The organism is Hymenobacter citatus (genome assembly GCF_014333615.1).
Classification (GTDB): Bacteria; Bacteroidota; Bacteroidia; order Cytophagales; family Hymenobacteraceae; genus Hymenobacter; species Hymenobacter citatus.
In genome coordinates this window covers 104,725-126,998 of record NZ_JACSCY010000016.1, presented here as the reverse complement: position 1 = coordinate 126,998, position 22,274 = coordinate 104,725, and the positions used below count along the sequence as shown (strand labels likewise).

19 protein-coding genes are annotated in these 22,274 nt (G+C 52.0%); 10 read left to right on the top strand and 9 right to left on the bottom strand.

The annotated features are described in order from the left end of the window. Nucleotides 1-404: 404 nt before the first annotated feature. The 5 genes from H8B15_RS17330 (at nucleotide 405) to H8B15_RS17310 (ending at nucleotide 5,737) form a co-directional block, all read left to right on the top strand. Entirely contained in the window at nucleotides 405-2,471 is a 2,067-nt protein-coding gene (locus H8B15_RS17330; RefSeq protein WP_187320910.1) for a BatA domain-containing protein, read from the top strand. A 72-nt stretch (nucleotides 2,472-2,543) separates the two neighbouring features. Then, nucleotides 2,544-3,071, top strand: coding sequence for a DUF4199 family protein (locus H8B15_RS17325; protein WP_187320909.1), 528 nt, complete (start codon nucleotides 2,544-2,546; stop codon nucleotides 3,069-3,071). Nucleotides 3,072-3,099: 28 nt separating this feature from the next. After that, complete coding sequence (locus tag H8B15_RS17320) at nucleotides 3,100-3,627, top strand: DUF4199 domain-containing protein (protein ID WP_187320908.1); 528 nt, start codon at nucleotides 3,100-3,102, stop codon at nucleotides 3,625-3,627. Next, nucleotides 3,620-4,606 (top strand): glycosyltransferase family 2 protein, encoded by a 987-nt coding sequence (locus tag H8B15_RS17315; protein WP_187320907.1) that lies wholly within the window; start codon nucleotides 3,620-3,622, stop codon nucleotides 4,604-4,606. Before H8B15_RS17320 ends, H8B15_RS17315 begins: the two co-directional genes overlap by 8 nt. Nucleotides 4,607-4,609: 3 nt before the next feature. Further along, nucleotides 4,610-5,737, top strand: coding sequence for a glycosyltransferase (locus H8B15_RS17310; protein ID WP_187320906.1), 1,128 nt, complete (start codon nucleotides 4,610-4,612; stop codon nucleotides 5,735-5,737). Between the two features lie 57 nt (nucleotides 5,738-5,794). On the opposite strand, the gene H8B15_RS21315 is transcribed toward H8B15_RS17310, so the two are convergent. From H8B15_RS21315 to purB, 3 genes are all read right to left on the bottom strand, one after another. Further along, a complete protein-coding gene (locus H8B15_RS21315; protein ID WP_187320905.1) occupies nucleotides 5,795-6,898 on the bottom strand; it encodes a glycosyltransferase family 9 protein in 1,104 nt (367 codons plus the stop codon). A gap of 72 nt (nucleotides 6,899-6,970) precedes the next feature. Continuing rightward, nucleotides 6,971-7,672 carry a helix-turn-helix domain-containing protein gene (locus H8B15_RS17300; protein ID WP_246455595.1) on the bottom strand — a complete coding sequence of 234 codons (702 nt, stop codon included), beginning with the start codon at nucleotides 7,670-7,672 and terminating at the stop codon, nucleotides 6,971-6,973. A 50-nt stretch (nucleotides 7,673-7,722) separates the two neighbouring features. Next, a complete protein-coding gene (purB, locus tag H8B15_RS17295) occupies nucleotides 7,723-9,084 on the bottom strand; it encodes an adenylosuccinate lyase (protein WP_187320904.1) in 1,362 nt (453 codons plus the stop codon). A gap of 159 nt (nucleotides 9,085-9,243) precedes the next feature. Between purB and H8B15_RS21310 the strand changes: the two genes are divergently transcribed. Next, nucleotides 9,244-11,394, top strand: a complete 2,151-nt coding sequence (locus H8B15_RS21310; protein ID WP_187320903.1) for a transglycosylase domain-containing protein — start codon at nucleotides 9,244-9,246, stop codon at nucleotides 11,392-11,394. Nucleotides 11,395-11,454: 60 nt separating this feature from the next. Here H8B15_RS21310 and H8B15_RS17285 read toward each other — a convergent pair whose 3' ends face one another. The 3 genes from H8B15_RS17285 to hemG all read right to left on the bottom strand — a co-directional run bounded on the left by H8B15_RS17285 (nucleotide 11,455) and on the right by hemG (nucleotide 14,662). Further along, nucleotides 11,455-12,384, bottom strand: coding sequence for a TerC family protein (locus H8B15_RS17285; RefSeq protein WP_187320902.1), 930 nt, complete (start codon nucleotides 12,382-12,384; stop codon nucleotides 11,455-11,457). 66 nt (nucleotides 12,385-12,450) lie between these two features. Beyond that, entirely contained in the window at nucleotides 12,451-13,245 is a 795-nt protein-coding gene (locus H8B15_RS17280; protein ID WP_187320901.1) for a polyprenol monophosphomannose synthase, read from the bottom strand. A gap of 97 nt (nucleotides 13,246-13,342) precedes the next feature. Further along, complete coding sequence (hemG, locus tag H8B15_RS17275) at nucleotides 13,343-14,662, bottom strand: protoporphyrinogen oxidase (protein WP_187320900.1); 1,320 nt, start codon at nucleotides 14,660-14,662, stop codon at nucleotides 13,343-13,345. A gap of 173 nt (nucleotides 14,663-14,835) precedes the next feature. Here hemG and H8B15_RS17270 point away from each other — a divergent pair, with 173 nt between their 5' ends. After that, a complete protein-coding gene (locus tag H8B15_RS17270) occupies nucleotides 14,836-15,357 on the top strand; it encodes a D-glycero-alpha-D-manno-heptose-1,7-bisphosphate 7-phosphatase (protein WP_187320899.1) in 522 nt (173 codons plus the stop codon). Here H8B15_RS17270 and H8B15_RS17265 read toward each other — a convergent pair. From H8B15_RS17265 to H8B15_RS17255, 3 genes are all read right to left on the bottom strand, one after another. Beyond that, a complete protein-coding gene (locus tag H8B15_RS17265) occupies nucleotides 15,338-15,496 on the bottom strand; it encodes a hypothetical protein (protein WP_187320898.1) in 159 nt (52 codons plus the stop codon). The genes H8B15_RS17270 and H8B15_RS17265 overlap by 20 nt on opposite strands. 150 nt (nucleotides 15,497-15,646) lie before the next feature. Beyond that, a complete protein-coding gene (locus H8B15_RS17260) occupies nucleotides 15,647-15,805 on the bottom strand; it encodes a hypothetical protein (protein WP_187320897.1) in 159 nt (52 codons plus the stop codon). Between the two features lie 155 nt (nucleotides 15,806-15,960). Continuing rightward, entirely contained in the window at nucleotides 15,961-17,361 is a 1,401-nt protein-coding gene (locus tag H8B15_RS17255) for a type III PLP-dependent enzyme domain-containing protein (RefSeq protein WP_187320896.1), read from the bottom strand. A gap of 327 nt (nucleotides 17,362-17,688) precedes the next feature. Here H8B15_RS17255 and H8B15_RS17250 point away from each other — a divergent pair, with 327 nt between their 5' ends. The 3 genes from H8B15_RS17250 (at nucleotide 17,689) to argS (ending at nucleotide 22,266) form a co-directional block, all read left to right on the top strand. Next, on the top strand, nucleotides 17,689-18,690 hold the full coding sequence (locus H8B15_RS17250; protein ID WP_187320895.1) for an arginase: 1,002 nt from the start codon (nucleotides 17,689-17,691) through the stop codon (nucleotides 18,688-18,690). A 335-nt stretch (nucleotides 18,691-19,025) separates the two neighbouring features. Beyond that, a complete protein-coding gene (locus H8B15_RS17245; protein ID WP_187320894.1) occupies nucleotides 19,026-20,210 on the top strand; it encodes an acyltransferase family protein in 1,185 nt (394 codons plus the stop codon). Nucleotides 20,211-20,472: 262 nt separating this feature from the next. After that, the gene (gene argS / locus H8B15_RS17240) at nucleotides 20,473-22,266 is read left to right on the top strand and encodes an arginine--tRNA ligase (RefSeq protein ID WP_187320893.1); all 1,794 of its coding nucleotides are present in this window, start codon (nucleotides 20,473-20,475) and stop codon (nucleotides 22,264-22,266) included. Nucleotides 22,267-22,274 lie beyond the last annotated feature (8 nt).

Genomic DNA, 22,274 nt, shown 5'->3' with positions numbered 1-22,274 from the left:
CCGCCAACTTTATTTTGTGCGCTCGGGCCCCGGCCCGCGTCCCTACCCCAGGGATGCGGCCGGGGCCCGAGCCATTATAAGGCCCTGCCCACGATCATTCTTACCCTAACTACGCAGTTGTAACGTCTCGGTACACTGAGCTAAACAATTAGTAGCTATGATCAAAGGCCTAGAGGCAATCGCCTCTAGGCCTTTGATCATAGCTACTAATTGTTTAGCTCAGTGTAAACTACTGCTAACTGATAGTGTGGGGGGGCAAAGAAATATTGTAAGAACCTACTTAATTATATGTAATTATCTTATGGAAAGTATTGGCAATTTTCTTTCTATGAAATCTTCTTGCATGATAAACGTTAGATTTGAGAAGCAAGCATATTGCTGCTTTGACTAGTTTTTCGATAAGAATGACTTTAACCTATCCATGGTTTTTACTAGGGTTGCTAGCTTTAGCAATTCCAATCTTTATTCATCTCTTTGAATTACGCAGGCCACAACGTATAGCTTTCACCAACGTTGGATTTATACGAGAAGTGAAATTAGTTACGGCGCGGCAACGCAAAGTGAAGCATCTACTTATTTTACTATGCCGTTTATTCTTCCTGTCTTTTTTGGTTTTGGCTTTCTGTCAGCCTTTTATTCCAGCAATAAAGGAGGGCGAAGACAGTAATGGAAATGTACAAGTAGTGTTGGACACATCAGCTAGTATGCAGGCGTTGGGTAAGGATGATCAATCTTTATTTGAACAAGCTATACAACAGGCTCATGATTTACCTACTGCGTACACCTCTTCAACTCAGTTCTTTTTGAACAACACTCAGACTTCACTGTCACCCGAGGCATTTCAGAAAGAAACAGAACAGTTAAAGCCAGTAGCTAATGGAAACTCAGCTTCGGTGTTGTTAGCGCATCAACAAAGCAGAGTAGCAAATAAGACTTCACAAGTATTTGTGTTTTCTGATTTTCAGAAGAACAGTTTTTCTGTTAAAACTCTCAATGCTTTAGATTCAAGTAAGCAAGTGTTTTTGGTGCCGTTGGCGGCAACTCCTACTCACAATGTGTATGTGGATAGCGTTTGGATTGAGGATGCCTTTGTGCGGGCCGCGACAGATTTTCCTCTGCACATCCGGTTGCGAAATGGGGGTAGTGTTACGGCGCCAGCGTGTCGGGTAAAAGTGTTGGTACAAGAGCAGCAAGCGGCCACGTTGCAGGTGACAGTGCCAGCAGAGCAAGAGGTAGCAACCACTGTGCATATTCGACTTAAGAATGGTGAGCGGCAATTATGTCGAGTGGAGGTAGAAGATTTGCCAGTAACGTTCGACAATACTTATTTCTTTGTGTTGCAAGCTTCTCCTCGGATTGCTGTGCTGGATGTAGCTGGTAATGCACAGCCCCCCACCCAGCGGCTGTATGCGAATGAGGCCTTGTTTGCTTACACTAGCGCGCGACCTACACGGCTACAATATGGACAGTTGGCTAGCGCTGATGTAGTATTACTGCAAGAACTACCACAGATAGAAGCAGGATTACGTGACAATATTCGCCAAGCAGTAGCGCAGGGTAAATCGGTGGTAATTATTCCACCTGTTACAACTTCAGGTAGGGCTTCCTATACTCAACTTTTCCAGGAATTAGGGCTTGGTAACATTCAATGGGAGCCTGTGGCCACGGGTTCTCCGGTGCTACGGGAAATAGCTACGCCTGACTTACAAAATCCGTTTTTCCGGGGCGTATTCACTGGCTCAACACGACAAGCATTGATGCCGAAGGCTGCACCAGTGTTGCGCTGGTCACGCTCAAGTAATGAAATTCTGCGCCTGCGTGATGGAGATGGATACTTGGCACAATTTGGAAGTGGCCGTGGCTCCGTGTACGTATTTGCAGCACCTTTTAGTGGTGGTTATTCGGATTTCGTCAATCAGGCGCTCTTCGTACCGGTAATGTATCGGTTAGCTATGCAGAGCTATCGGCAGGCTACATTGCCCGCTTATCGGCTCAACCAGGCGGTGGTATCTGTATCAGTACCTAATGGCCTACAGAGCAACGGCGACCAAGTATTTAAGCTTACGAAAGACAGCTTAACATTCATTCCAGCACAGCGGAGAATAGAAAGCATTGTGCAGTTAGATATACCATCAGCTATGCGCCTGCCAGGCTTCTACTCACTCACACGCAATGGCCAAACAATTGCCACAGTGGCATTCAATGTAGATAGGCGCGAGTCGGAGTTGGCGAGCTACTCAGCAGCCGAGTTACAGCAACTGATTGGACCCAATCGGCCAAATATACAAGTATATAGCGCAGCCAACGGCGAATCAGTAGCAGCGCGCTATCGAACGGAACGGGTAGGCACACCTTTATGGCGTTACTGCTTATGGGCTGCGTTAGCCTTTCTGCTGGCAGAGATACTAGCAGTTCGGCTGTTGGGAAAAAGAACAACAGGTAACGCACCAGCCCGCGCCGTTACGGCGTAAGGCTAATCGGGGATACAAACGGGTATTTGTTGCGAAAGACTTCTATCTTGCCGCTTTCCTACGAATATTTCCGTGCAATCTTCTTCTTCGCTTTCACATCCGGTGCTACGCACTGCATTACGATTTGGAGTAGGTGCTGGCTTGCTGAGCGTAGCTTGGGTGGCAGCGCTTTATCTGGTTGGTGTTAATCCATTTGGAGGTAAAAGATTGCTTACCATGTTATTTGTGGTAGGAGCAGTGTTGGTGAGTCAATGGTGGGTGCGGCGCTATTTTCAGCCAGAAGGGCCCGGCTTGGGCCGCTCATTTGGGGCTGGTATCATAACAACCGTAGTGGCTGCCGCTCTATCAGCTACGGGTTTGTATGGCATTGCACAAGTAGCAGGACCAGAAGCCATGCAGCGCCACTTAACGGAAATGCGACAGTTGCTGGAGTCGAATAAAGAGGCGTATCTGCAACAGCGCAACGGGCAAGAACAGTATGAGCGTACGCTGCAAAATCTGGCTAGTACACCGCAGGGATTAGCCGCCGACGATTTGAAGAACAAGCTACTTTTCGGCTTGCTTATTAGCTTGCCAGGGGCAGTATTTTTTCGCCGATAGCACCATCACACCTATAACTAATTTTAATATGGAAAACACCTCTACTTCCACTGTTAGTACTGCTAGCGCAGGCGTACGTTACGGGCTACTAGTAGGCATTGCTAGCGCTATTCTATCTCTAATACTCTATGCTACCAATTTAGAGCAGAGTCCGGTACGTTGGGTGAGTATGGTTGTACTGGCCGGCGGTATTTTCTTAGCGCATCAGTTCTTCAAGCAACACAATAATGGCTTTATGAGCTATGGACAGGGCCTCGGTATTGGCGCTGTGCTAGGGGCAGTTTCTGGTTTGATCGGCGGTATTTACATGTTTGTTTACACTCAATTTATTAATCCCGATTTCCTGACAATTGCCTTAAATAAAGCTCGCACCGATATGGAGGCTAGAGGTAACCTGTCGGATGAGCAGATTGAGCAAGGCTTGCAGATGTCAGCTAAGTTTATGGATGGACCTTTCCTATACCTTGGTGCTGTACTGGGCACGCTATTTTTTGCTTTTCTGTTAGCTCTAGTAATCACAGCCTTCACTAAACACAAGCGACCCGAGTTTGAGTAAGCGTAGTTCCTATTTTCCTGTTGAGCTTTCCATTGTCATCCCTCTGCTCAACGAGGCCGAATCGTTGCCAGAACTAACGCGCTGGATTCATCGTGTACTCACGCAACACGGGCTTACCTATGAGGTACTGCTGATTGACGACGGCTCGACGGATGACTCGTGGGCGGTGATTGAAGAACTAGCTGAAACAGATTCGCACTTGCGGGGCATCCGCTTCAACCGCAACTACGGCAAATCAGCAGCTCTGAATGTAGGCTTTAAGGAAACGCAGGGTAGGGTAGTGTGCACTATGGATGCAGACTTGCAAGACTCGCCGGAAGAACTGCCCGAACTCTACCGCATGATTACGCAGGACGGCTACGACTTGGTAAGCGGCTGGAAGAAAAAACGCTACGATCCGCTCAGTAAAACTATTCCTACTAAGCTGTTCAATGGCGTGACACGCAAGATTTCGGGCATACAACTGCACGATTTCAACTGTGGTTTGAAGGCGTATAGTCAGCGTGTGGTAAAGAGTATTGAGGTGTATGGCGAAATGCACCGTTATATACCGGTCATTGCCAAATGGGCTGGCTTTCGCAAGATTGGCGAGAAGGTAGTGCAGCACCAAGAGCGGAAGTACGGTACTACCAAGTTTGGGCTGGAGCGTTTCGTGTATGGTTTTCTGGATCTGCTGAGCATCACCTTTGTAAGTCGGTTTCGGAAGCGGCCCATGCACTTTTTTGGAACTGTTGGGGCGCTATCGTTTCTGATTGGCATGCTAATTACGCTGTGGCTGGTAGGGGAGAAGGTGTATCTGGCTTCCTTGAATTTACATGCCCGCGACGTAACCAGTCAGCCGCTGTTTTTCCTTGCGCTGGTGGCCGTGGTAGTGGGCGTGCAGGTATTTGTGGCGGGTTTTTTGGCGGAGATGATTCAGTTGAACGGACCGCGTAAAAATCAGTACCTTATTCGGGAGAAGCTGAATATCAATTCATAACAGATGAAAGTCGTCATCATTGGGCCGGCCTACCCCTTGCGGGGTGGACTGGCTACTTACAACGAGCGGCTGGCCCGAGCCTTTCGCGAAGCCGGTGATGAAGTGCGGCTGATTACGTTCTCATTGCAGTACCCTGATTTTTTATTTCCTGGCCAGACGCAATACAGCACAGAGCCGGGGCCCGACGACTTATCAATTGAGGTCAGTATCAACTCCGTAAATCCACTGTCGTGGTGGCGGGTAGGGGAAAAGCTGCGCCGCGAGAAGCCCGATTTGGTCGTGTTTCGGTTCTGGTTGCCGTTTATGGGGCCGGCATTGGGTAGCATTGCCCGCCGTATTCGCCGCAACCGCCACACGCGCCTCGTTGCCATTACCGACAACGTAATACCCCACGAAAAGCGCCCCGGCGACCGGCCCCTCACACGTTATTTCCTGCGTGCCTGCCATGGTTTCGTAACGATGAGCCGGGCTGTGCTGGCCGATCTACGCCGTCTGCACTTCCGCCAGCCGGCACACTATCAGCCCCACCCACTCTACGATAATTTTGGTGCACTTCGTACCAAACAGGAGGCGTTGAAAGCACTTGGGCTTGATCCAAAATTCGGTTATCTGTTATTTTTTGGCTTTATCAGAGCTTACAAAGGCCTTGATATTCTGCTGGAAGCATTTGCCGATGAGCGGTTGCAGCATTTGCCCATCAAACTGATTATTGCGGGCGAATTTTATGAAGACGCCGCGGCGTATGAGTCGCTTATTCAGCAATACAATCTGGAAAACCGATTGGTGCGGGCCACTGATTTCATTCCTAACGAGCAGGTGGCAAACTATTTCTGCGCGGCCGATATAGTAGTACAGCCTTACAAGCATGCCACCCAAAGCGGCGTTTCCCAGATTGCTTACCACTTCGAGCGGCCTATGCTGGTGACCGATGTAGGTGGCCTAGCCGAGTTGATTCCGGATGGTGAGGTAGGCTATGTAGTGAAACCCACGGCCACGGCCATTGCTGATGCGCTGGTCGATTTCTACCAGCACCAGCGGGAAACAGAATTTGCCGCGGGCGTATGGGCGCGCAAGAAACAGTTCTCGTGGAGCGAAATGGTGAATGCGCTGAAGCACGTAGGTGCTGAATAGGTGGCTGGCTTCAGCGCTACCCTTCATCAACTGATAAAAGCTGACAGTCAATAGCTATCAGCTAACAGGAATACTCTCCTGCACGGCCGCAAAGACCTTTTCCGCCGGCAACTCTTCCATACAACTGGTGCCCAGCTTGCAGGAGCCTCGATAGAAGCACACACACGGACGGTCGGGTTGCACAATTTGGCCGCGACCGTAGAGGTCAAACTCGTACGGATTGAAGATGTTGTTCATCAGCACGGTGGGCTTGCGCAGGGCAATGCTGATGTGCATGGCCATGGTCACCTGCGTCACAATGACGTCCATTTGGTGGAGCAGATTGATGAACTGCTGCAACGGAAATGTGCCGGGGTAGGCAGCGCCAGTAGCCGCATGCAACCGGCGGTTCCGCTCGTCTTCGGCCTCACCGCCGAGCAGCACGGGCGCGTAGCCAGCCTGTTGCAACTGTGTGATAAGAGCAATCCATTTCTCATCTGACCACAGGCGCGTAGTCCATCGGTCGCCGCAGCCGGTATTGAGGCCAATGCGTGGGCTACCCTGGGGTAGGGCGTTCCATATATATCCTTTGTCTTCGTGCGTGTCGAACACGTACTCTTCACCCCGGAACTCGAAGCCGCACAGCTCAAAGATTTCCTGCACGTAGGGCTTCCGGTTTTCCAAACTCAACTGATCGAACACGCCCGTCAGAAACTTGTGATTGGCCAGCTCGTTGCCGGGCCACGCCACGCCGTACTGCGGGTGCAAGCGGTAGCCGAATTTCTGAGTGGCCCGAATGGTATCGTGCAGGGCGCAGGCTTCTTTATCCTTATCGAGGTTGAAAAGCAGATCAAACTCCCGCGCCTGTACATGTAGTGTAGCCGGTAGGTCGAGCTTCAATACCTCGTCTATTTCGCCTTGTGGTAGAATGGCGGGTGTGAGCGTGAGCCACGTAATTTTTGCGGCCGGATATTCCTGACGCAGCCGCCGGAGCAGCGGCGTGGTACGAATGACATCACCAATAGCGCCGAGCTTGATGATGAGAATGCGCTGTTGCACGGGCGTATACGCCGGGCAATCGGCGCACAGGTAGCCATGTTCTTTATTGGGACGGCAGGGAATATCACCCCGGAAATGGCGGCAGTCGGGACGTACTACAACGCCGGCGAGAAGCTCAGACACAGGAGAAAGCAGGAGATGGAAGCGATAAAAATAGCAAGCGAAACTTGATAAACCGGCGTACACGCTGTGCGGTCAGATCAAATCAAAAGCCCGTGCGTATTGCGACAGGTCAAAAAAAGTATCAGCGTGCAGCTTTTGCTTGATGTTGCGGCGGTGCGTTTCTACGGTGCGCTCGGAGATGAACAGACGCTCGGCAATGTCGGCAGCGCTATGGCTAAGGGCCAGCAGATGCAGTATTTCCCGTTCTCGTTTGGTTAGTTGCGCGAATCGCTGGTGATGCCGGCGCAGAAAATCCCGCTCATCCAGCAAGCGCTGCATCTTGGGGGTTAGGTGCGTGCTAGCATCCAACGGGCTGGCAAAGCAGAGTAGCAGCAACGGCAGGCCATCGTGGCCGCGCAACAGCAAACGCATGGTTGTCAGGTGCCAGTGCCACTCCGTATTAGAATTGGGACGAACCTGCTGAAAGAACGTAATAATCTGGTCCGGGTCGTTGTTGGCTACCAAGTTCAGAATACGCGGTACGTATTCCAACGATTCCTCCTGGTTGAAGAAGCGGGTATGGTAGGTAGGGCCAATAGCGTGCAACTCAGACAGAGTAGTCTGCAACAGACGGAGTCCTGCCTCCGACATATACTCGACGCAGGTAGTGCGGGTGTTTAGAATGATGATAACACCCGGATACGAATCGGCCGAAGCAGCTATTTCGGCCACTTTTGCTTCTATCAACGCACGACACATGCTGGAAATGGTATGGTAGAAGGACAAGTAGGTCATTACAGCACTCAATGGCAAATTGAAGCGCTATAATGAATACTCATTTTTACCTATATACCCACGTAGTTTGTTGGCGAAATAGCACGCAACTCCTCCCTAACTCCTTCAGAGACTTCCAGCGTATCAATAAACTCGCGGATGGTATGCTCTGTGATGGGGCCGTGAGTGCGGGTGAGAGCCTTGAGCGCGTTGTAGGGGTCGGGGTAGTTTTCGCGGCGCAGAATGGTCTGGATGGCCTCAGCCACTACCGGCCAGTTGGCTTCCAGGTCGCGGTGCAGGGCGGTTTCGTCGAGGGCCAGCTTGTTGAGGCCGCGTTGCAGGGCCTGTAAGGCTATAAGCGCGTGGCCAAGCGGCACACCCAGGTTGCGCAGCACCGTAGAATCGGTGAGGTCGCGCTGAAGGCGCGAAATAGGCAGCTTGGCGGCCAAGTGCTCCAGCACAGCATTGGCCATGCCCAGGTTGCCCTCTGCATTTTCAAAATCAATAGGATTGACCTTGTGCGGCATGGCCGACGACCCTACCTCTCCGGCCTTAATGGTCTGCCGGAAGTAGCCTAGCGAAATGTACTGCCACACGTCGCGCGCCAAATCAATGAGAATGGTATTGAGGCGCTTGAGGCCGTCGCAGAGCGCAGCCAGGTGGTCGTAATGCTCAATCTGGGTAGTAGGGTAGGAGCGCGAGAGGCCCAACGACTCCACAAATTGGTTGCCGAACTGGTGCCAGTCGGTGCCAGGGTAGGCCACGTGGTGGGCGTTGAAGTTGCCGGTAGCGCCGCCAAACTTCGCCCCAAACGGCACCTGCGCCAGCAGCGCTACTTGTGCATCAAGCCGGGCCACAAACACCTGAATCTCCTTACCCAGGCGGGTAGGCGAGGCCGGCTGCCCGTGCGTGCGTGCGAGCATTGGCACCTCAGCCCAGTCCTGCGCCCGCGCCGCCAGCTGGTTGCGCACGGCCGCGTAGGCGGGCAGCAATGTTTCCAGCAGGCCTTCGCGCAGGCTTAGGGGAATAGCTGTGTTGTTAACGTCTTGAGAAGTGAGGCCGAAGTGAATGAACTCCAAGTAATCAGCTAGGCCCAAGGCGGTAAACTGGTCGCGCAGAAAGTATTCTACGGCCTTCACGTCGTGGTTCGTTACCTTTTCGTGTGCTTTCACCGCCTCGGCATCCTCCGTCGAAAAATTCCGATAGATGATGCGCAATTGCTCGAACACTTGGCTGTCGACCCCACGAAGCTGAGATAGGGGCAGCTCGCACAACGCAATGAAATACTCTACTTCTACCAAGACGCGGTAGCGAATCAAAGCCAGCTCGGAGAAGTAGGGTGCCAGTGGAGTCGTGGCGCGGCGGTAGCGCCCATCGAGAGGCGAGAGGGCGGTGAGGGGCGAAAGCGAGAGATAGGCAGAGGAGGTCGACATGCAGAAGAAAAATAACCCAGTAGGGCCAAAGGTAGTAAAGCCCATCAGGATGCCGATGCGGCACACCTGCCTTTTCGTACCTTTGTATCTTCTCTCTACCTGAGTCCGGCACGAATCCAGTGCGCCGGGCAACTTAGTTTACTCCTCCCAAACGTTCGCGTGACTCCAGCAACGAAGAAAAAAATCGGCATTGGTCTGGGCATCCTAGTGGTGCTACTGGCAGGTGCATTTGGCTTGTTCCTTCTCAAACGTCAGCAGCTGCTGCAGTATGCCATGCAGCAGGTGAAAAGCAAGGTAGAGCGCAAGTACCCCCTCACGCTGGCCTTTGGCCCGGCCCAGTTCACGGACTGGAACTCGGTGCAGATTGATGGTGTGAGCCTGGTGCCCGTAGCCGGTCCGGCCGTAGCCGCCGATACGCTGCTGCAAGCGCGCCTGATTAAAGCGTCGGTAAGCCTACGGTCGTTGTTTGCATTACGGCCCGTGTTCAGCAACCTCGAAATCAACGATGCTCGCCTCACGGCCCGCAAAACGCCAGCTAAGGATAACTTTTCGTTTCTCTACAAAAAGAAGAAAGGGGAGCCGGTAGTGAAGCGCGATACTACCAAAGGTACCAACTACGGGCTGCTGGCCAATCAATTGCTGGAAGCGGCTTTTGATAATGTACCCGGTGAAGCCAGCTTCCGGCGCTTTCTGGTCACATATCGTAGCCCCAAGCACGATGCAACTATCGAAATGCCGCAGCTGGTAATTGAGGATGGCGACATCAGCGGACAGCTGCTGACGAATATTGACTCGGTGGCAAACCAATTGGGCGTACAAGGCCATATCGAGCCCGGCGACTATGAGTTGAACGCTTCGTTGTTTGGCCTGAATCGGCAGGCTGTCACGCTGCCCTACCTGCAACGGCGCTTCAACGCCCGGGTGCAGTTTGATACGCTACAGCTCAGCCTGGATGGAAAAGACTATAGTAGCGACGCGCTGACGGTACGCGGCACGGCGTCGGCGGTTAACTTCAAAGTGTACCAGCCCAAAATTTCCGCGCGCGATATTGTGGTACGTCATGGCGGCCTCAATTTTATTACAACCTTGGGGCAATCCTCGTTTGAGTTGGAAAAGGGTTCTAAAATCCGGCTGAATCAGATGGAATTGTATCCTGAGTTTAGCGTGCGGAAGCTGCCCTATAAGCAACGGGTGATTGGAAAGAAAGTGAACGGAGTAACCTCACGCAACGATCTGCTAGCAGGGTTGCAGGTGGCTATCGACGTCAACTCAGCCGAAACCAAAGCCAACGACTTCTTTGCTTCGCTACCCGAAGGCATGTTCGAGTCGTTGGAAGGCATGCAGGGAGAAGGCACACTTACCTACAGCCTACACACGGCCCTGAACATGAACCAAGTGGATAGTCTGCAATTCAACTCGTCGTTGAAAGGGAATAACTTCCGCATTACAAAGTTTGGCGCCGAAAACCTGAACAAGCTGAATGAGGAATTTGCCTACACTGCCTACAACGACAAGGGCGACTCCATTAAAACCTTCCTGGTAGGACCATCTAATCCCGATTTCACGCCCTACAATCAGGTTTCTAATTACCTGAAAGGAGCTATTCAGACGGCCGAAGACCCACGCTTTTTCTCGCATAAGGGTTTTATGGAAAAGGCATTTGTAAAATCGGCTATTCAGAACATCAAGGAACGGCGCTTTGCGCGCGGCGGCAGTACCATCTCCATGCAACTAGTGAAAAACGTGTTCCTGACGCGGCAGAAAACCGTGGCCCGTAAGGTAGAGGAGATGCTGATTGTGTGGCTGTTGGAGAATACCCGCATTGTATCGAAGGAGCGGATGTTTGAGGTGTACCTGAACGTTATTGAATGGGGGCCGAAGATTTATGGCGTGAAAGATGCTGCCCGGTTCTACTTTGCCAAGCAACCCGCCAACCTCAATCTGTCGGAAAGCCTGTACTTGGCCAGTATCATTCCCAAGCCCAAGTTTTACCGTTACTCCTTCGACAGCTACGGCAACCTGCGCGGCTCGGCCCGCTACTTCTACCGCCTGATTGCGGGCCTGATGGCGCGCAAAGGCCTCATTCCACAACAGGACTACGACAACCTGTCGTTGGGGGTAGCACTGAACGGTCCGGCCCGCAAATACATCGTGACAGCCGTAGATACCGTGCGGACCGTAGTACCCGCCGATACCGCGCAGTTTGAGCCACTGGATCTTATCGATTTGCTCGGTGGCGGTACCCCCCGCACCCCCGATGAGGGAGCTAATACGGCGCCGCCTACTACTGCGCCTCCGCGAGTTCCGTAGTACCGTTTATCTATGAAAAAGCGCACTCTTCTAATGAGGAGCGCGCTTTTTTTTGGGGCTTCATGGAAGCGATTTCTCAGCTTTGGGGAATAGAACCGATAGGAGCACAGAGCCAAATAAGATAACGCCTACTGTACCCAGTGCTACACCCATAGGAATATGCACATACTCACTAAGCAACAGCTTGCCGCCAATAAAGACCAGAATAAGGGATAAGCCATAGTGCAGATAGTGAAATAGGCGCATCAGCCCAGCCAATGCGAAATACATAGCCCGCAAGCCTAATAGCGCAAACACATTGGATGTAAACACAATGAAGGTATCGCGCGACACGGCCAGAATAGCTGGAATAGAATCGGCGGCAAAGACCACGTCGGTGGTTTCTACCATCACCAGTACCACAAAAAGCGGGGTAGCAAATAAAACTCCATTGCGCCGTAGAAAAAAATCAGGGCCATCGATGCGGTTGGTGATGGGGAGGTGGCGGCCCAGGAACTTGACGATAGGATTGGATTCGGGGTCAATTTCGGGGTCGTCGGCGCTGATGGCCATTTTGATACCGGTGTACACGAGGAAGGCTCCTAGCAAATAGAGTAGGAAGTGAAATTTTGCCAGCAACGCCGCACCTGCCAGAATAAAGGCTGCCCGCAGCACCAGTGCCCCCATTATTCCCCAAAATAAAATCTTGTGCTGATACTGTGCAGGAACCTTGAAGTAGCTGAAAATCAACAGAAAGACAAACAGATTGTCAACGCTCAACGACTTCTCGATGAGGTAGCCGGTCAGGAATTCAAGGCCAGCTTGGTGGCCCATGGTGCGGTACACCAGATAGTTGAAGCTTAGGGATAACGCTACCCAGAAAGCGCTCCAGCCGAGTGCCTCGCGCATGCGCACGATGTGCGCTTTGCGGTTGAGCACCAGCAAATCGAGTAAGAGCATGGCCAGCACGAATACAACGAAGCCGACCCAGAATAGAGGAGAATTTTCCATGCGTAGCTCAAGATACGAGGCTCCGCATATTTCGGTAAGCAGCCGATTGGAATCAGGCGGAAAGCACTAGCGACTTTTGGCAGCAGATGATAAAGCGGCTTCCTCATTTTGAGCTGATGCCTGGGCTGACGCCCGGTTGAAGCGCCGAAACCAACTGGACGCTTTCATCTGCAACACGCCAAAGAAAGCCTCCTTGAAAATGCCTTTGCTCATCTTGGAAGTGCCCCGCGTGCGGTCGGTGAAGATGATCGGCACTTCCTTGATACGAAACCCATATTTGTAGGCCAGCCACTTCATCTCAATCTGGAAGGCATACCCCACAAACCGGATTCGGTGGCGTACCACCGTGCGCAATACATTGGCTGAGTAGCATTTAAAGCCTGCCGTAGCATCCATAATAGGCATGCCGGTAATAATGCGCACATAGGCCGAAGCAAACCACGACATCAATACGCGGTCCATGGGCCAGTTCACCACATTCACGCCCTGAATGTAGCGCGAGCCAATGGCCAGGTCATAGCCCTGCTGCGTGCAGGCTTCATACAGCTGGATAAGATCTTCGGGATTGTGCGAGAAATCGGCATCCATCTCGAAAACGTAGCCGTAGTCGCGCTGTAGTGCCCACCGAAAACCGTGGAGGTAAGCCGTGCCTAGTCCTTGCTTACCCGCCCGCTCTTCCAGAAACAGTCGGTCTGGAAATTCTAACTGTAGCTGCCGGATAACGTCGGCGGTGCCATCGGGTGAGCCATCATCGATGATGAGCACGTCGAAAGTCGTCGGCAGCGAAAATACCTTTCGCACGATCAACTCCGCGTTTTCGCGCTCATTGTAAGTAGGAATCAGGACAATCCCTTCGTTCATGCGGCAAAGGTAGGAGGATGCGGGAAATGGTACGAGTATGCGGGGAAAAGTTATGGGTAGGGTAGCGTTTCAGCGAAAAGCTAGCGCCTGGAGCAGCCTACATGTCTATCAACTGACGACTCAGCTTACGGGCGTGGCGGATGCAGTCGGGGACGCCCACTCCGGCTAGCCAGTTGGCAGCAGTGTAGATACGGTGCTCGGCTAAGGTAGCAGCAGCGGCATGGGCGGGCACAATGCGGGTATCAAATTGCGGAATAGCCCGCTCCCAGTAATAGCGAAATTGCCACGTTGGCTGCCCTTCAATGCCATACAGCTGGCTTAGCTCCTGATGAACAGCAGCTTTTTGGGCTGCTTCGGGTTGGCGGGCTTGTTCTTCATATTGAGCACCGCCTACAAAGGTCGTAAAGAGCACTTCGCCGGCTGGCGCACGGTCTGAAAACAACGACGTGGTCCAGACGCTGCCGGCGGCGTAGCGATTCTCTTTTTTCGGATGCAAAGCCCCAAAGCCATCGAGTGGGTGCGTGACGGCCTCGCGAGGGTAGGACGAGTAAACAGCGGCCATGGGTGGGTAATATACGTTGGCCAAAGCTGCTGCCTCCGGTGCAAACAATGGTTTGAGCAAAGCCGCAGCAGCATACGCGGGTAGTGCCAGCACTACAGCCGAGTAGGGGGTAGGCATTGCCTCAACAGATGTGCTCAGCTGATAAGTGCCGTCGGGCTGCCGGGCGATGCTGTTGATAGCTTGGTTACTATGATAATGGACAAGGCGCTGCGTAAGCGTGTCGGTTAACGTCTGCAAACCGCCTTGTAGCGAAACTATACGTCGTCGTTGCCCGCTACCGCTTTTGGCAAAACCCTTCAACACAGAACCGTGCGCTTGCTCTAATGCTGCTAATTGCGGAAATGTCTTGTGCAGAAGTAACTGTTCGGGGTCACCGGCATAAATACCGGAGATGAACGGGTTCAGTGCATAGTCAACCAATTCCTGATCGAAGCGGCGCCGGATGAAGCCGGCCAGCGTTTCGTTGGGGTCGGTAGGGGCGGCCGGACGGCTCAGCTCCCGCAAAATGTGGTAGCGAGCTTTCAGGCTGAAAAACCCGTCAAACAGCAACTGTTGGGGTTTGCCAGGTAGCTTGCGGTAGCGGCCATTGCGTAGCACGTAGCGGTTAGCACTCACAGCGGCCGTATCCCGAAGCTGCTCAGTGAGGCCGAGGTCCTGCACCAAGTCGCGCAAGTCGTCGCTGAGTTGTAGGGAGTTGGGGCCGGTTTCGAGTAGGTAGCCATCTGTGGGCTGGGTGCGGATGGTGCCGCCCGCCCGGTTGTTGGCTTCAAAAAGGTCGTAGGCAACGCCAGCCTGTTGCAGATACCACGCTACGGTGAGACCCGAGATACCGCCGCCGATGATGGCTATAGCCATGAGGTAGAAAGAGTGAGATACTGAAAAAGGACATGTTAAAACCCCATTTCAGCGTGCTTAGTTTAGAAGTGCAGGAAAGAAGGATAAGCCGAGTGGATTGCCTGCTTCTGTGCAAAAGACGCAAATTTGCGCTTGTCTTTGCCCTCACTACGTACCGTTCATCGCATTTTCCTATGTCGCCTACCCTCAACAAAGCCATTTTCCTGGACCGCGACGGCGTGCTAAACGATGAAATCGGCGACTATATTCTGGAACTGGATAAGTTCGTTGTGTCGCCGGGGGTACCCGAAAGTCTGGCCCGGTTGAAAGCCGCAGGATATTACCTCATCGTGGTGACCAACCAGGCCGGTATTGCCAAGCAGCTCTACGATGTGCAGCACGTAACCGCCTGCCACGATAAGCTGCAAGCTGCTTGCAATCAGTTGATTGATGCGTTTTACTATGCGCCGGGGCATCCATCGGTGAGCGAGTCGCTCTCACGCAAACCCAACTCGCTGATGCTGGAAAAAGCCATAGCCCGCTTTCACCTCGACCCCGCGCAATGCTGGATTATCGGCGACCGGCTCCGCGACCTGGAAGCGGGGGCACGGGTAGGCGTGCAGGGCATTTTGGTGGGCCATTCCGAAGCCTATGCTACCACGCCCTATGCGGTAGATCTGGCAGCCGCTACGGATCTTATTCTGGCTGCGGGGTAGGGGCAGCTTGGGCCGTGAGTACCACGGCCGGTACAGCACGCGGCGGGGTAGGTGGCGTGTGGGTGTAAGCAGGGCAACTGGATTTGCACGAACCTAACCCCACCAACCCAACAAATACCAGAAGCAAAGTTTTTCTCATTTTCTGTAAATAGGAGTAAGTGAATCAGCTTATTAACGCTGATGAAGTGGTGAAATTGCGCGTTGCCATTAACTAGTAGAAGTCACTTAATAACAAAAGCGCCTTCCGCACGAGGCGAAAGGCGCTTTTGTTATACAATGAAGCAAGGGTCTACTGACGCACGGCTGGGGTAGTAGCTTCTGAAGCCGTGATGGTCGAGGAAATCCGGTTGGCTGCTTTGGTGCTGGTGTAAGCCGGGCACTTGGATTTGTTGCAGGCGCTCAAACCGGACAGAGCCACGAGGCTGAGCAGAAGTAGTTTTTTTGCCATGAGTGAAAGCGAAACTGAAGTCGTCTGATAAAGTTGAGGCACTAAGGCCTGAGCAACAAAGATACCAGAATGCAAAAAGGGAAGAGGTCGTTCCAAGTGCAATGAGGAATCCGGCAAATTCTTACTCAGATTCCTCGCTGCGCTCAAGATGACAATTACGCTTGGTACCCCAGAATCTTCATCATCGTTTCAGGCTTTTGCTCGTCGGCAAACACCCGGTCAGTAAGGGTGCCGTCTTCGGCCCTGTCTAAGATAATGTGCTTGGGGGCCGGAATCAGGCAGTGCTTGATGCCGCCGTAGCCGGAGAGGCTTTCCTGGTAGGCGCCGGTATGGAAGAAACCCACATACAGCGGCTTCTTATCTGCCTCTTTGCGTTCGGGTAGGAACACTTGGTAGATGTGCTTCTCGGCGTTGTAGTAATCCTGCGAGTCGCAGGTGAGGCCACCGAGCTGGGTGCGGCGGTAGTTCTTCTCCCAGCCATTCACGGCCAGCATAATAAAGCGCTGATTCAGGGCCCAGGTGTCGGGTAAGTTAGTGATGAACGAGCCATCAATCATGTACCACAACTCCTTATCGTTCTGTAGTTTCTCGTCCAAGATAGAATACAGAATGGCACCCGACTCGCCTACCGTGAAAATACCGAACTCGGTGAAGATATCCGGCTCCGGCACGCCCTGCTCGCGGCAAATGCGCTGGATGGTACGCAACACCTCCTGAATCATGTAGGGGTAGTCGTACTCCGGCTGGATGCTGGTCTGGATGGGTAGGCCCCCGCCGATGTCAATAGTCGTGAGGGTAGGGCACACCTTGCGCAGCTCGCAGTACTTGTGCACAAACCGGCTCAGCTCCGACCAATAATAGCTGGTGTCTTTGATGCCCGTGTTGATGAAGTAGTGCAGCATCGTCAGCTCGAAGCGCGGGTCTTCCTTGATGCGCTCCTCGTAGAGCGGAATCACGTCGGCGTAGCGCACGCCAAGGCGTGAGGTGTAGAACTGGAAGCGCGGCTCCTCGTCCGACGCCACCCGGATACCGATTTTGCACTTCTCACGCACGTGCTCGTGGTAGAAGTCAAACTCGCCGAGGTGGTCTAGAATCGGCATGCAGTTCACAAAACCATCGTTGATGAGGGCCGAGATTTCCTGGCGGTACTCTGTGCGCTTAAAGCCGTTGCAGATGATGTACGTATCCTTCGTGAGCTTGCCCTTGGCGTGCATGGCCCGAATGATGCTGGTATCAAACCACGACGACGTTTCGATGTGCACGTTGTTTTTCAGGGCCTCCTCCACTACAAAGGAGAAGTGCGAGGCCTTGGTGCAATAGGCGTAGGAATAGCTGCCTTTATAATCGATATTCTTGATTCCCTGCGCAAACCACTCCTTGGCCCGCTGAATCTGGGAGCTGATTTTGGGAAGGTAGGTGAGCCGCAGCGGCGTGCCGTGCTTCTCAATAAGTGCCATCAGGTCGATGTCGTGGAACTGCAGCTCGTTGTTCTCGACGGTGAAACCCTGGCTGGGAAAATCAAACGTCTGACTAATCAGGTCGTGGTAAGTATCCATGGAGGAGGGTAGGGGTGGAAGTGAGGCGAAAAGAATGTAGGCTGTCATGCTGAGCGCAGCCGAGGCATCACTACTGATAGTAATCAGATTACTCACGGTAGAGATGCCTCGGCTGCGCTCAGCATAACGGTCCGACTGGTCATCATAACAACCAAATGCGCGCTTTTCGCGAACTTTAGACTTGCAAAGATACCCCGCCCGCGGGGTTTTGGTTGTGCTTTGTTCGTTGGCCGCCGCGGAAGGTCCGCTGGCGCCAAGCCTACCCCGGTCCCACCCCTGGCAATCGGCAAGCATTAGAACCACTTAACCTTTTTCTGCCCATGTAGTATGCGTCGCATTAAGTTGCTCGAAGTCCGCTCTGAGTTGGGAGCGGGTACCCGAGGGTCCAGCCTCGGCATTGATGCCCTGCGCATTGCCTGCCTCAACCAAGGCTCCGATTATTTCCGCCGGTTCAGTGCCGTGGTGGTGCCCGACCAGAACCAGGCGCTGTTCGACGAAAATCAGTTTCCCTTCGCCAAGCACATCGATGCGGTGTATACGGTGCAAAAGGCCATTGCCGGCGCCGTGGAGCAAACGTTGCGCTTCGGCGAGTTTCCGGTAGTGCTGGCGGCCGACCACTCCAACGCCGCCGCCACCATTGCCGGCATCAAGGCGGCCTACCCCCACAAAACGCTCGGGGTAGTGTGGATAGATGCCCACGCCGATATTCACTCGCCCTACACCACGCCCTCGGGCAACATGCACGGCATGCCGCTGGCCCTGGCTCTGAACGACGATAACCTGCTCTGTCAGCGCAACCAGGTGCCCCCCGAAACCGAATTTTTCTGGCGCCGCCTCCAAAACCTGGGCGAGCCCGGCCCTAAGCTCCTACCCGAACACTTGGTGTACGTAGTAGTGCGCGACACCGAAGCCGAGGAAAACGCCATCATCCGGCGCCACGGCATCAAGAACTTCACGCTGGAAGAAGTAATCGAAAAAGGTGCCCACCAAGTCGCCCGCGAAATCTATGAGCGCCTGCGCTTCTGCGACATGGTGTACATTTCCTTTGATGTCGACTCGCTGGATTCGCGCTTCAGCAAGGGCACCGGCACGCCCGTGCGCGCCGGCCTCGACGTACCCCAAGCCACCGCCCTCTGCCAGGCCCTGCTGGAAAACGAACGGGTAGTATGCTTCGAGATGGTGGAAATCAACCCTACCCTCGACTCAGAGAATACCATGGCCCACAACGCCTTCACGATTCTGGAAGCCGCCACGGAGACCATTCAGGAGCGCCTGCGCGTGGACGCGGTGACCTCGCGCGGGCCGCGGGGGGAGGTGGCGGGAGGGTAGAATACTTATTCTAGTGGCTTGCTTTAAGAAAGTTGGTATTTAGCCTATACTTTTCACTGAGTTGCCAAAAGGGGAAATATAAAGACTAAAATGATATGTAATTAGCTATATGCTAGATGTATAGTTGGTAGGATAAATCAAAAAACAGCTGTGACATCCAGGGAATTACATACTTATTTCGAATTAGAAGAACTGCTTAGTAAAAGGTCCTCGCCTATATAACTATAATCAGAATGAATGAAGGCCGATTGGATGTACATAGATTAAGAATTAATCTATATTTTTAGGACAAAATTCCTTTACAGTTTAATAAAACTAACAATACTATACCTCCCTTGGCATCTATCTATACATCCGTTACAACTCCTCCAAAATACTATCCTGCTCTGACGGGTGTTCGCGCTGTTGCTGCCTTGATGGTATTCCTCTTCCATGCAGCACCAGTTGCTCCTATGGATGCACAAAGCCACCTTTTTAAATGGCCTATACGGTTTGTTCAACAGGGATATATAGGCGTCAATATCTTTTTTGTGCTTAGTGGTTTTCTCATTACCACGCGATATTTTGATAGATTCGAATTGACGGGATTGTGGTTTCGTCATTATCTGCAAAGTAGATTTGCCCGAATTTATCCAATTTATTTTTTACTAACATTATTTACTTTTTTGGTAATGATTTTCCATTATACAGGTAGTTGGTATGAATGGCCTCAGTCTTTTGAATTGCATGATAAGATTATAACCGTATTTATAAACATTACTCTTACACGAGCTTTTTTTAATGATATAGTTTTTGTGGGCGTCCCAACTGCATGGACTCTAACCGTTGAAGAAACCTTTTACTTATTTGCGCCATTTCTATTTCTAGGCCTTAAGCAGAGCATTCGTTGGATATATGTTTATCCCCTTCTTCTGCTGTTAACCGGTGGATTACTAGTAGCTTTTTGCTCTAATTTCTTGCCTTACTATGGCTTGATGAAAAGCATGGGCATGATGTTATCTGATACTTTTTTTGGGCGTTGTGTAGAATTTATCATTGGAATCGGGTTGGCCCTGTGGATGAACCGACGGCCTCATGCAGAGCTATATAGCACGAGAAAAATGGCTACCTTGGTAGGTGGGCTTGGAATCTTAGCGTGTATGATTTTAATGACTATATGTGAGCGAATGTCGTCGCCTGAGGATACAGTAATTGATTACGGAAATCATTTATTGATTTATGCTATACTGCCTGTTTTTATTGCTGTTACGTTTTGGGGATTAATTCACGAGCGTACCAAGCTACAGCAATTATTGCAATCTAAATTATTTATTCTGTTGGGTAAGAGTTCTTATGTATTTTATTTAATTCACGTAGGCGTTGTCGATCTTATTTTTAGTCAATTTATAGCCGGGCATTGGATGATACGGTTATTAGCTTATACACTCTTCTCAATAGCTCTTTATAAGTGGGTAGAATCGCCAATGCAAAAACTTTTGCGGCCTACTTCATTGAAGAGTGAATATTTGATGGTTAGCTAGAACTGATGAATAGAGTATTCAGTGAACTTCCAAGCTAAATACTTTATGGAATATACTTTGTGATTATTTGTAATTTTAAATTATTCTATAATAGGTACAGAGCATCATATCAAGAGTATAGATTATAAAATAAATAAGCCCACCTTCCCCGCCACCTCCTACCTTTGCAGCAGTAGAAACCGGTTGCGGCTTCTGCTGCTGCCCGTTGCGCCCTATCCGTGACGCAGGGTAGAAGCAGTAGCGCCACCCCAGTAGCTCTCCCGTGCAACAACTCGAACAGACCCTAAAAGCCGCCCTTAGCGCGGCCATGCAACACGTATTCGGGGCCGATGTGCCCGCCCAGCAGCTCGCGTTGCAGCCTACCCGCAAGGATTTTGCTGGCTCGTTTACGCTCGTCACGTTTCCCTTCACCAAAACCCTAGGCAAAGGCCCCGAGCAGATTGGGCAGGCGCTGGGCGAGTGGTTGGTCACCAACGAGCCGGCCGTGACGGGCTACAACGTGGTAAAAGGTTTCCTGAACCTAGAAGTGGCCGTGCAGGAGTGGGTGAAGGTGTTTCAGCAGTTGCGTCAGCAGCCCGCCGATGCACCAGTAGCCACCGGCGGTCCGCAGGAAGTGGTAGTGGAGTATTCGTCGCCAAATACCAACAAGCCCCTGCACCTGGGCCACTTGCGCAACAATTTCCTGGGCTACTCGGTGGCCGAGATTCTAAAAGCTACAGGTGCTACGGTTAGTAAGGTAAACCTTGTAAACGACCGGGGTATTCACATCTGCAAGTCGATGTTGGGCTACCAGATCTTTGGGCACGCTGAAACACCACAGGAAGCCGGCATGAAGGGCGACCATCTCATCGGCAAGTACTATGTGTTGTTTGAGAAACACTACCGTGAGCAGGTGAAGCAGCTTGAAACCGACGGGGTAGCCGCCGATGTGGCCAAACGTCAGGCTCCCATGATGCTGGCCGCGCAGGACATGCTACGGGCTTGGGAAGCCGGCGACGAGGAGGTAGTGAACCTCTGGAAGCAAATGAACGGCTGGGTGTACGAAGGCCACAACGCTACCTATGCGGCTATTGGTGTCGATTTCGACAAATTTTACTACGAATCGGGCACCTATCTGCTGGGTAAAGAGCGCGTGGAGGAGGGTTTGCAGAAAGGCGTATTCTTTAAAAAAGAGGACGGTTCTGTGTGGGTTGATCTGAAAGAAGAAGGCCTCGACGAAAAGCTGCTGCTCCGTGCCGATGGCACCTCGGTATATATTACCCAAGACCTGGGCACGGCCGAGCTGAAGTACCAGGATTTCCACTACGACCTGAGTGTGTACGTTATTGCCGATGAGCAGAACTACCACATGCAGGTGCTAAAGGCCGTGCTCAAGAAGTTGGGTAAGCCGTATGCCGACGCTATTTACCACCTCAGCTACGGTATGGTAGACCTACCCACAGGCAAGATGAAAACCCGCGAAGGTACAGTGGTAGATGCCGACGAGCTGGTAAGCGAGGTGGTGGAAGCTGCCAAAGCTGCTACCCTCGAAAAAGGCAAAACCGAAGGGCTCTCAGAAGAAGAAGCGCAGCAACTCTACCACATGCTGGGCCTGGGCGCGCTGAAATACTACCTCTTGAAGGTAGACCCCAAGAAGCGGATGCTGTTCAACCCCGAAGAATCGGTGAGCCTGGAGGGGCACACGGGGCCGTTTATTCAATATTCGCACGCTCGTATTTCAAGCATTATTCGCAAAGCAGTTGAAAGGAATATAGACTTTGCTTTGGTTTCGGACAGCATCTCAGAATTACAGCCTACAGAAATAGAGCTAGTGCAAGAAATAGCGCGGTATAGTGGTGCTATTGCTGAGGCAGCGCGTATTCAATCGCCAGCCATTATAGCACAATATGCTTATGACATAGCTAAAGCATACAATCGCTTCTTCACAGAAGTGCCTATTTTCCCTGAACCCGATGAAACGAAACGAGCTTTCCGCGTAGCATTGTCAGCGCAAACTGGTAGTGTTATCAAGGCCAGCATGGGGCTGTTGGGTATTCAGGTACCGGAGCGCATGTAATACCCGCG

Coding starts and splice junctions, on each gene's coding strand:
- H8B15_RS17330 (WP_187320910.1), top strand. CDS start 405: ATGACTTTAACCTATCCATGGTTTTTACTAGGGTTGCTAGCTTTAGCA.
- H8B15_RS17320 (WP_187320908.1), top strand. CDS start 3,100: ATGGAAAACACCTCTACTTCCACTGTTAGTACTGCTAGCGCAGGCGTA.
- H8B15_RS17310 (WP_187320906.1), top strand. CDS start 4,610: ATGAAAGTCGTCATCATTGGGCCGGCCTACCCCTTGCGGGGTGGACTG.
- H8B15_RS17300 (WP_246455595.1), bottom strand. CDS start 7,672: ATGACCTACTTGTCCTTCTACCATACCATTTCCAGCATGTGTCGTGCG.
- purB (WP_187320904.1), bottom strand. CDS start 9,084: ATGTCGACCTCCTCTGCCTATCTCTCGCTTTCGCCCCTCACCGCCCTC.
- H8B15_RS17285 (WP_187320902.1), bottom strand. CDS start 12,384: ATGGAAAATTCTCCTCTATTCTGGGTCGGCTTCGTTGTATTCGTGCTG.
- H8B15_RS17280 (WP_187320901.1), bottom strand. CDS start 13,245: ATGAACGAAGGGATTGTCCTGATTCCTACTTACAATGAGCGCGAAAAC.
- hemG (WP_187320900.1), bottom strand. CDS start 14,662: ATGGCTATAGCCATCATCGGCGGCGGTATCTCGGGTCTCACCGTAGCG.
- H8B15_RS17270 (WP_187320899.1), top strand. CDS start 14,836: ATGTCGCCTACCCTCAACAAAGCCATTTTCCTGGACCGCGACGGCGTG.
- H8B15_RS17265 (WP_187320898.1), bottom strand. CDS start 15,496: ATGAGAAAAACTTTGCTTCTGGTATTTGTTGGGTTGGTGGGGTTAGGT.
- H8B15_RS17260 (WP_187320897.1), bottom strand. CDS start 15,805: ATGGCAAAAAAACTACTTCTGCTCAGCCTCGTGGCTCTGTCCGGTTTG.
- H8B15_RS17255 (WP_187320896.1), bottom strand. CDS start 17,361: ATGGATACTTACCACGACCTGATTAGTCAGACGTTTGATTTTCCCAGC.
- H8B15_RS17250 (WP_187320895.1), top strand. CDS start 17,689: ATGCGTCGCATTAAGTTGCTCGAAGTCCGCTCTGAGTTGGGAGCGGGT.